The 9171-nt window shown below is 54.4% G+C and carries 9 protein-coding genes; 6 read left to right on the forward strand and 3 right to left on the reverse strand.

Features of this window, described 5'->3' with window-relative positions; all coding sequences use genetic code 11:
• Nucleotides 1-9 precede the first annotated feature (9 nt).
• The 4 genes from KO497_RS15385 to KO497_RS15400 are packed head-to-tail and all read left to right on the forward strand — an operon-like array spanning nucleotide 10 to nucleotide 3310.
• Complete coding sequence (locus tag KO497_RS15385) at nucleotides 10-966, forward strand: sll0787 family AIR synthase-like protein (protein WP_252729707.1); 957 nt, start codon at nucleotides 10-12, stop codon at nucleotides 964-966.
• A complete protein-coding gene (locus KO497_RS15390; RefSeq protein WP_215944825.1) occupies nucleotides 959-1246 on the forward strand; it encodes an MSMEG_0570 family nitrogen starvation response protein in 288 nt (95 codons plus the stop codon). The genes KO497_RS15385 and KO497_RS15390 overlap by 8 nt, the downstream gene beginning before the upstream one ends.
• 11 nt (nucleotides 1247-1257) lie before the next feature.
• Nucleotides 1258-2541, forward strand: a complete 1284-nt coding sequence (locus tag KO497_RS15395; RefSeq protein ID WP_215944826.1) for an MSMEG_0569 family flavin-dependent oxidoreductase — start codon at nucleotides 1258-1260, stop codon at nucleotides 2539-2541.
• Nucleotides 2534-3310 carry a Pnap_2097 family protein gene (locus KO497_RS15400; protein ID WP_215944827.1) on the forward strand — a complete coding sequence of 259 codons (777 nt, stop codon included), beginning with the start codon at nucleotides 2534-2536 and terminating at the stop codon, nucleotides 3308-3310. Before KO497_RS15395 ends, KO497_RS15400 begins: the two co-directional genes overlap by 8 nt.
• 387 nt (nucleotides 3311-3697) lie before the next feature.
• On the opposite strand, the gene KO497_RS15405 is transcribed toward KO497_RS15400, so the two are convergent.
• The 3 genes from KO497_RS15405 to KO497_RS15415 all read right to left on the reverse strand — a co-directional run bounded on the left by KO497_RS15405 (nucleotide 3698) and on the right by KO497_RS15415 (nucleotide 6601).
• Complete coding sequence (locus KO497_RS15405; RefSeq protein WP_215944828.1) at nucleotides 3698-4783, reverse strand: serine hydrolase domain-containing protein; 1086 nt, start codon at nucleotides 4781-4783, stop codon at nucleotides 3698-3700.
• A gap of 129 nt (nucleotides 4784-4912) precedes the next feature.
• Nucleotides 4913-5344 (reverse strand): DUF6326 family protein, encoded by a 432-nt coding sequence (locus KO497_RS15410; RefSeq protein WP_215944829.1) that lies wholly within the window; start codon nucleotides 5342-5344, stop codon nucleotides 4913-4915.
• 93 nt (nucleotides 5345-5437) lie between these two features.
• Nucleotides 5438-6601 (reverse strand): helix-turn-helix domain-containing protein, encoded by a 1164-nt coding sequence (locus KO497_RS15415; protein ID WP_215944830.1) that lies wholly within the window; start codon nucleotides 6599-6601, stop codon nucleotides 5438-5440.
• Nucleotides 6602-7228: 627 nt separating this feature from the next.
• On the opposite strand from KO497_RS15415, the gene KO497_RS15420 reads away from it, so the two are divergent.
• Together KO497_RS15420 and KO497_RS15425 are read left to right on the forward strand one after the other, a co-directional pair.
• Complete coding sequence (locus KO497_RS15420; protein ID WP_252729709.1) at nucleotides 7229-8407, forward strand: DUF3500 domain-containing protein; 1179 nt, start codon at nucleotides 7229-7231, stop codon at nucleotides 8405-8407.
• On the forward strand, nucleotides 8404-8970 hold the full coding sequence (locus tag KO497_RS15425) for a hypothetical protein (protein ID WP_215944831.1): 567 nt from the start codon (nucleotides 8404-8406) through the stop codon (nucleotides 8968-8970). Before KO497_RS15420 ends, KO497_RS15425 begins: the two co-directional genes overlap by 4 nt.
• Nucleotides 8971-9171: the final 201 nt, after the last annotated feature.

Raw genomic sequence — 9171 nt, forward strand, 5'->3', positions numbered from 1 at the left:
ACCGCACTCATGCTTGAAGAAATGGCCGGGCGTTTGCGTGCGCACCCGTCGATCCGCTCGAAACTCGGCATTGCCTCGGCCACGCGGGGCCTTGGGCTCACAGCGCTCAGCTATGGGCGCCCCGGTGATGATGCCGCAGCATTGCCGTGCAGTGGCGGTTACGATCTGCTGGCAGGAGAGGGATTCATCCCTGCTTTTATCAAGGACGATCCTTGGTTCGCAGGATGGTGCGCCGTGATGGTCAACCTGTCAGACATCGCCGCAATGGGGGGGCGCAGCACCGCAGTGATCGACCAAATCTGGGCACCGAGCGCAAAAGATGCCGCGCCGCTGTTGCAAGGAATGCGCGATGCTTCTGCCGCTTACGGTGTGCCACTTGTCGGAGGGCATACGAATCTTTCGGCGCAGACCCTTGGTCTTGCCGCGTCAGTTTTTGGCAAGGCGCAGCGCTTGATCACTAGTTTTGATGCTACCCCCGGAGATCTGTTGATTGCCGCAATCGACCATCGTGGCAACTACCGGAACTTTGACAATTTTTGCGCCGCAATTGATACGCCCGCCGAACGATTGCGCGGGGACCTTATGCTGTTGCCCGCGCTGGCCGAGGAAGCATTGGTCTGCGCCGGAAAGGACATCAGCCAAGGCGGTATTATCGGCACAGCGTTGATGCTGGCAGAATGTTCGAACGTGGGTATCAACATAAATCTGTCGGAGATAAATCCGCCAGATGAAATTGAAGCAGAGCGCTGGCTGCGTAGCTTCCCAAGCTTTGGCTTTCTTTTATCCGTCGCGCCTGAAAACGCCCAAACCGTTTGCACACGCTTTGCGGCCCGAGGAATTGATGCTCGCGCTGTCGGATGCATCACTGAAGGGTCCGTTGTGACACTTGGCAATGGCGATGAACGCGCTGTGTTCTGGGACTACGCCCAAACCCCCTATCTTGATCTTGGAGCCAACCATGCCTGAAACATATTGGACTGTCCGCTGGCCTGATGGCTTAGAGGAAAAACTATACTCGCCCTCAAGCGTCGTTGCTGAGGTTTTTGAGCCCGGACTTAGCTATCCGGTTCCAGACTTTTTACAGCGTGCTCGCATCGCGATGGAACGCGCCTCCAACCGTGTCGAACGTAAATACGGCTTTGCATGTAGTTCGGCGATGGATCAGCTCGACCGGATCGAGGCGAAGGTTGCGACCTTCACCGAGCAGACAGAGGCAGAAGTTGCCTGCCTACAGATCTCTCAATGAGGATGAAACAGATGACACACAACCAGACCCAGCATATTCCCGTTATAATCGTCGGCGGCGGGCAGGCAGGTCTTTCGACCGCATATTGCCTAAAGCAAAAAGGCATTGAAAGCATAGTTTTTGAACGGTATGGGAAATTCCATTCATGGCGCGATAGTCGCTGGGACAGCTTTTGCTTGGTCACGCCTAATTGGCAGTGTCGCCTCCCCGATTTCCACTATGATCGCGAATACGGTGGCACCGATCCTGATGGCTTCATGCTGAAGGGCGAGATCGTCGATTATGTCGATGCCTTTGCCGAGATGGCACAGCCTGACCTGCGTGAGAATGTTGAAGTCACGCGCGTCGCGCCACGCATGGGAGGTGGTTTTACGGTCGAGACATCCATCGGGACATGGACCTGCGATCAGGTGGTGATTGCCACCGGTGGCTACGACACGCCGATTGAGCCGCCCTATGCAGCACACCTCGACCCTGAGGTTTTTCAGATGCACTCGGTCGATTATCGCAACGTCGATCAATTTCCAGACGGCGGGGTGCTGGTCGTTGGCACGGGGCAGTCTGGTGTGCAACTGATGGAAGATTTTGTCCGCGCGGGCCGCGATGTGCATTTGGCCGTAGGCCCCGCGCCGCGCAGTCCGCGTAAGTATCGCGGGCGTGACGCCACGGATTGGCTGAGCGACGCCGGGCACTACGGGATCACGATCGCCGAACATCCGGACCCGTTAAAGGCGATGACCCAGACCAACCACTATATGTCTGGCCGTGATGGCGGCAAAGAGATCGACCTGCGCCGATTCCACGTCGACCACGGGGTCGAACTATACGGCTCGCTTGCCGATATGGATGGCCGCACGGTGAAGTTTCTGCCTGACCTTTCCAAAAACTTGGACGATGCCGACCGATCCTATCTGGGTATCCGCAATCAGATCGATGCTTACATTGCGCGCGAAGGCATTGCTGCGCCAGTGGAGCCGCCGTTTGAGAAAGTTTGGGCGCCCGCAGAGGAGCGCACCGAGATTGATCTCGCCAAGGCGGGGATCACTTCTGTCCTTTGGGCGATCGGGTTTCGACCGGATTACTCGTGGATTGAGGCCGATGTCTTTGACGCCCGTGGCAAGCCGGTGTTCGATCGCGGTGTGACGGCGCATAAAGGGCTCAGCTTCATCGGTCTTGGATGGCTGAACACATGGGGGTCGGGACGCTTTTTAGGGATAGAGGAAGACAGCCGTTACCTTGCCGATCAAATCGCCGCCCAGCTCGGTGCCGTGACCAAACAGATGTGTCATGCTTGACGCGCATCCCCAGAGTGTCGCCACTGCGCGCGTGACGTCCCAGACCCTTGGAATGCAGCAACTCTGTCCCCACGGGTTGTCCGAACAATGGTTGCTTGGCGCCTGCGGTGATATCCATTGGACACTGCTTGCCAAATCGCTTGAACAAGATGGGCTGCGGTTTAAAGCCGCCGATGGCCGCCCGCTATATGCTGCGTTTTGCGCGACGCGGCTAGAATTGGCCCCATCTAGAAGCCTTTTGGGCGAAAATATGTCTATCCACTCGGACATCGCAGCGACCTCTGGTCCGAAGACGGGCTCTCGCCATGTGTTTCGTCATCAGGGGCGCGTGGTCGGGTCTCTGCTGATGCTGTCGACCTTCGTTGCGCATGACGAGACCGGTTCCAATCGGCGTATTGTTCGGGCCCTCCCATCTGGTTCCTATACACTGCCTGCGGCGGGGCCCGACTTGATGGCACTTGACCGCCGAGCGCGGCACACCTCGCGCGGGCTTCGCGGGCAGTACATGCCGCTTGACGATGCCGACCGTATAGACCCCTGCTATTCACTGGACTTTAACGCGGTTGGGCTACTGTATTTCCCAAGTTTCAGCCGCTTTGCTGAAAGTGTTGTGCGGTGCCCAAAGCCGCTCAGAATGCGCGAGGTTGTCTATCTCGGTAATTTGGACGCAGGCGAGGCGCTGTATGTGCAGCGCAGCGGCGCCGAGACGCACATAGCAGGGGCTGATGGCAGAATTATCGCGCAGGTAAACGAAGAACGCGCGTCCTAGGCGGTATAGTTGGGCCGTTTCCAGTCTGGCTGCGCAAGCAGTGAGGTCATTTGCACCATTGGTACGATAACAACGGACGAACGCTACAATGGACTGCAATCATATATTGATGATCGCCCCGACCCAAAATAAGTTTCCAGAGTTCTTTTGCAATGTTGCGGGGTAGTCCGCGCCCTTATCACCTTATCTTCCGGACAATAAAAATGCTGCGTAACATGTTGAACGGCTGCTTCGGGGAAACTACGATGTAGCAATTGGACGTCTGGTCAATGGCGGCTCTGGGCCGACGTCGCTCGACCCCTTAAGCGCTTAATATCTCCGCTATTGAGCGCGGGAGGATGTTGTTCATGAAGCCGTCTTAGGGACCACGACCGCACACTATTTGCTTTATCCGTCGAGCTTTTGAACCAACATAGCATGCGCGGCCATCAGCCCGCCGAGTGATCCTGAGAACTTGTTGTGGCTTAACATCCAGCGGACCGTGCTGAGCAGCGCATTTCCAGTAAAGTTGCGCTCGACCAACACAAGGTCATGCGCGGGATCAATCATCAGAAAATGCTCGCCAAACCCGTCGGCCCAAACGGTTCCTGTCTCCTCTTGAACCCACCACTGGTAGCCGACGCCTGAATACCGTGGGTAGGGCACGTGGCTGTCTGCGAGGTCACTGTGAGGCGTGGTCGTGAGTGTGATCCAGTCGTGCGGGACAATTTGACGACCATTCCAAAGACCGCCTTGTGCAACCATCGCTCCGATCCGCGCCAAATCGCGAGCGCTCATATAGATATAATATTGAAGGTGCTGTGTATCTTTGCTGGGCCAGAACCACGGGTCGCCCATAATCACATTGCCCGCGTCGAAGTCCTGCAACCCCAAAGGCTTTGCCAAAAACTCTTCCATAAACGCGCCAATCTCAAATTCTGTTTCCTGAACAAAGATCGTGCCAAGCGCGTTGGCATCGAAATTATTGGAGAAGAAGTAGTCGCCCGGCGCGTGGCTTTCGCGGGCGGGGCGGTCCGTGATTTGACTGTCGTGCTCTCCCGCTGCGGGCAGGTAGATTCCAGATCGGGACATCAACAAGTCACGAACCGTCGCCGTCTTTTCTTGCTCTGTGAGCGCAGTGTTCTCATCAATTCCAAGCTCTGCCAGTGTTTTCTCAAGATCAATCAGCCCTTGGTCTACGGCGATGCCATAGGCCAGACTGAGCAGGGATTTCCTGATGGAATGAATGTTCATCGGCTGACTGGTGGGGCCATCTTCGAAGATGATCTGCTCCCCCTTCATAACCACCCTTGCACGGGTGCGATCCCCCGCATCGGGGCCGGGCCACACCGCATTAATGTCCGACACATGCGCGTCCATATGGGACACTTCGGTCTGATAGTCTGGTGAGGGGTCGGAAACGCGTGGTAAAGCGGACATAACCACGACTGCGGCGACAAGAGCGCCAATCAGACAGAGGGATTTGAATAACATCTATGGGTATCCTGTCGGTTATGATGGTGGGCAGTCGGCTATTGCGGGTCAGGTTTCTCAATTGGCGTTCTGTGCTGCCCATGTCCGTTTAAGTGATCATCGCCAAGACGTGCGATGCGCATGAGATCTTTACGCTTCATCGGGCCACCTCCACACAAGAATGATGATCATCATTAACGCTGCAATTTCAATAGATGCAAAGAAGATGTAGTGAAGTTTGATACTGCCCCCACCGAGGATAAAGACCGCCGTCAAGACGGCGGCGACGACATTGGCAACCCTGTTCCATTTTCGTGCAAGGACGCGCGAAAGGTAGATCATTACAATTGCAACTTCGATAAAGACCGCAGCGATCAACAAAAATTCCGGCGTGATAACGATGCCATCGGCATTCCCAAAGGAGACGCCATCTGTGCCGATGGCCATCAATTCAGCCAAAGCACCGGGATAAGCGAAACCAACGATATCGGCGAAGGCCATATTGAAAAGTAGAACGACCCATAAGGTCGAAATTTTTGTGCGAATGTCGAACGTATTTCTTAAAGGTGTTGTAGCTTGCATGATGTCTCCACAAAGTCAAAAGGCGGCCATGAATGGTGACGCCATTTGTGTGGGGAAATATGGCCACGGTCGACCGAACCAGCCCGTCCGCACCTATTTTATGGCGACCGCACCGAGGCGATACTGCCGTGGCGTTTGACCCGTTATCTTTTTGAACGCAGCGTTGAAAGTGGATTTAGCATTGAACCCAACCTCTTGTGATATCGCGAGAACCGACTGATCGGTGTCACGCAACGCCGCACAGGCCGCCTTGATACGCCACCCATTCACGTAGTCATAAAAGTTGACACCTAAATGCTCGTTCAACGTCTGGCTGATATTGTTTTGCGACACGCCTGTGGCCTTCGTCAGATCGATTAATGATAGGTTTGGGTTCTGCCAGAGATGTGCGTCTTGCATGGCAATGTCCAACTTGCCCCCAATCCGTGCCAGATCATCGCCTTGCAGGGCAGATCGTGCATATCGGCGACCCTTGCCCCCGCCTGTGTCGAGTTGGCTCCACGCTGGCATGGGGTTTTTCTGCAAGACACCGAACAAACCCACGACCAGAACAACGCAGAGGTAAAACAGCGCGATGACTGTGTTCGAGAACAGCTCCGTTGGGCTAAACACGGGCAGGATCGACGACACAATGATCAAAACGATAAAGGTGACGACGATCACAATCAGGGCGTTCAACCACGTCAGTGAAACCCCGTCGACTTTGGAATACAGGTCTCGCATGGCGCGACGGTGTTTGATCAAACGGCGCATTGACGCGCCGCCATAGAGAATCAGGATCGCGAGCCAAGTAATCCATGCCATCAGCATTGAGACGACCGCGATAAAAACGTTAGGATCAAGATGATCGGCGCTTGAGGTCATGATGATAAGGCGCTGCTGTTCGGGCAGGGACAGATAGGGCAGCGCTCCGCCGATACACATCGCGATTGGCACCACATGCCACGCATCTCGACGCATCCAGCCTACGTCCTGTGAGGTCAGGCCACGCACATAAAACCAGAGACATGCCCCAAGGGATGGAACCAAAAAGAGCGTTACCCCTTGCAGCCAAGGCAAGCGGAACCCGTCCGGCAGGCTTTGATTGAGAAGCTCGGCCGCTTCAGCAGCCATGACGAAAAAGAAGTATGCGATGGCGATGAAATGCGAGGGCCACTTTGCATCCGCAATGCAGCCTCGAATGACCAAGCCGATGCAAACCACAGCCACACCGATTGACATGGATAGCAGCACAGTCGTTAAAAAATTCTCTATCATTGAAGTCTCAAACCGCATGAACTGAGTGCAAAATGACCGGAAATAGAATGAACGGCGATCCGTATAAGCTATCGAATACACGCTCTGTCGCGCAAAACCAAATGTTCTCCCCTGACTATGTGATCGAACTCGCGTCTTCGGACATGCGCCCCCCCGCAGGAATACTGTGCGTCTGGGTTGAGTGCAGACATCTGAAGCTATCATAACCTAGATCGGATATCGGCCGTTGGTAAACGTTGGTGGATTGTCTTGGAAAGCGCCTATTTGGCGTGTTTAGGCCGGTTTTGTGAGAACAATGTTCTGGGCATTTCTGTATTTTCCACCCCTACGGGTCGCTTTTTTGTCAACGCAGAATAGTTGCCTACGTTTTGAAAATTTGCAGTTGCAGCAACGAGTTTTTCAACTCAACGGGCGGGAACTGGACATTTGCCGCGTTCTGCGCACCAAGTTCAACTATGCGGGACGAAGCTGACTTCGCTGTTAGCGTTGCCAATGACCGCTTGTAAAATGCCGCGCCGGCAAGGAAATGCACCAACGGCTGGGTTGCGACACACTACTTCACCATGACAAGGGCGTTGTATGTGTGTTAGTTAATTTCATGTATGGAATGTACTCCGGAGTAAGAAGATGATGAATTCGACCTCAAGATTTGCGGCAATTGTTGCGATCACACTTGCTAGCTTTCTCAGTCTGGCTCACGGGGTTGCTGCTCAACCTACTGGCGGCGGAGGTGATCGTCCGGAACCGACCGAAGAAGAAATCGCCGTGCGGGCGCGCTTGGGTGACACCAGCGTCTTGATGGGCTCGGTTCAGATTCCTGATGCAGTTGATGTGTGCGGAACCGATGCCGGATACACTCGTTTGTTGTGCTTGATCGACCTACTAAAAGAAAACGTATCAGATCAGATCTTGGAAAACCTTCAATTGGAATATTCTGTGGCTGAGGCCCAGAATTGGAGCAATCTTCCTGCCGGTGCGTTTCCTGCCCGTCCTGGAGTTTTCCTCGGCGAATTTAGTGTTGAGCAGCGTGGTATGGTCAAGGCCATCTTGATGGAGGCGACAGGCGACGGTGACAACGAAGGCTTCGATGAGATGGTGCAGACATTGAATGCGGACGATTATATCGGTTCTGTCAGCACGGACTACGGCGTCGGCTACGCCTCTTACAATGGTATCTTCGCATTTCTTGGCACGCCTGCTGAAACAGGCACATGGCAGCTTTACTATGGTGGGCATCACTTTGCTTTCGCCAATACCTATACGGACGGTGTACTGGTTGGTGCGACCCCCTCGTTTCGGGGCGTCGAACCGTTTCCACGGTTCTATATGAACAGCCGTGAAAACATGCCCTTAATGCAAGAACGTGAAGCCTTTTCTAACATTTTGCGGTCTTTATCTGATGAGCAAGCGGCGGCTGCCACGCTTGAAGGCACGTACCGCGATATTTTGGCAGGGCCACAGGCCGATAATGCGATCCCAGAGGCGCAGGAAGGGATCAGCGTCTCGGAGCTGAGCGAAGAACAGCAGGCGCTGATTTTGGCAGCTATTGAGACCTATGTCGGTGATATCGGTGCCGCGGATGCCGCCCGCTATATGGCGAAGTACACCACAGAGCTGCCTGATACTGTCCTTGGGTTTACTGGCACCACCGAGCTGACCGAAGCGGACGACTATATTCGGATCCACGGGCCGTCTCTCTGGCTGGAGTTTTCAATGCAAACGAACAAGTCCACAGGCGAGGCGGGCAATCACCCGCACTCTGTCTGGCGCGACATCTTTGACGACTATGGCGGGAATCAAGAGTGACTTTCTACTTCAGGGGGCGGGCCATCCTGCTCGCCCTGTTTGTTTCGATCCATGCCCTAGGGGCGGCCAATGCACACTCACTGCCCGGCACTGTCTTGATTTTCTCGCAAGACGAGTCGCAGCTACAGGTCACGGTACAATTTGCTCTGGAAGATCTCGTTATTGCATTTCCGGCAATGGCCTCCTTGGAGGAGGCTCCCGTTCCAGGCGACATTCCATCCACCGAACTTGAGCAGCTACGCGCCTATTTTTTTGATCATATCGCCCTTCAGTCCAATTCTGTTGATGTACCGATGTCGCTGTCTCATGCGCGACTGCGTTCGGCTGAAAACGATCATGTCGGTGAATTTGTCCAAGTCGTCGCTGATTTGAGGGTCGAGTTGCCAGTTTCAGACAAAGTGCCGTCGCTTATGCTTTTCTATGATGCCGTAATGCATGAGGTTCGTAGCCATAGTGCAATCGTCTATTGGCGGGACGCTACTGACGACCTGCGTGCCCTTGCGGACTTTCGTTACAATACCATTGACGGTTTGCGCCACCCCATACTGTTGGACTTTCAATAGACGAAATTGGCGCGATGCCTCCGCTTGCGGTTCTTAACTCAGGCCCGAACGTAGATCATGAAAGCCAAGCATCAGACGGAAGCTGCAGCCACGATGCAGTCTCAGGCCCATGATTGTGACAGTTTGACGAAAGGCAGATGTGGGACTAAACTTTCAAGGCAATTTTGTATATGTCAATAAAGCTGATGGGGTGGATGGCTC

It is taken from the genome of Pacificibacter marinus (assembly GCF_018860665.1).
GTDB classification, from domain to species: domain Bacteria; phylum Pseudomonadota; class Alphaproteobacteria; order Rhodobacterales; family Rhodobacteraceae; genus Celeribacter; species Celeribacter marinus_A.

Coding starts and splice junctions, on each gene's coding strand:
- KO497_RS15395 (WP_215944826.1), top strand. CDS start 1,258: ATGACACACAACCAGACCCAGCATATTCCCGTTATAATCGTCGGCGGC.
- KO497_RS15410 (WP_215944829.1), bottom strand. CDS start 5,344: ATGCAAGCTACAACACCTTTAAGAAATACGTTCGACATTCGCACAAAA.
- KO497_RS15390 (WP_215944825.1), top strand. CDS start 959: ATGCCTGAAACATATTGGACTGTCCGCTGGCCTGATGGCTTAGAGGAA.
- KO497_RS15385 (WP_252729707.1), top strand. CDS start 10: ATGCTTGAAGAAATGGCCGGGCGTTTGCGTGCGCACCCGTCGATCCGC.
- KO497_RS15415 (WP_215944830.1), bottom strand. CDS start 6,601: ATGATAGAGAATTTTTTAACGACTGTGCTGCTATCCATGTCAATCGGT.
- KO497_RS15400 (WP_215944827.1), top strand. CDS start 2,534: ATGCTTGACGCGCATCCCCAGAGTGTCGCCACTGCGCGCGTGACGTCC.
- KO497_RS15405 (WP_215944828.1), bottom strand. CDS start 4,783: ATGTTATTCAAATCCCTCTGTCTGATTGGCGCTCTTGTCGCCGCAGTC.
- KO497_RS15420 (WP_252729709.1), top strand. CDS start 7,229: ATGATGAATTCGACCTCAAGATTTGCGGCAATTGTTGCGATCACACTT.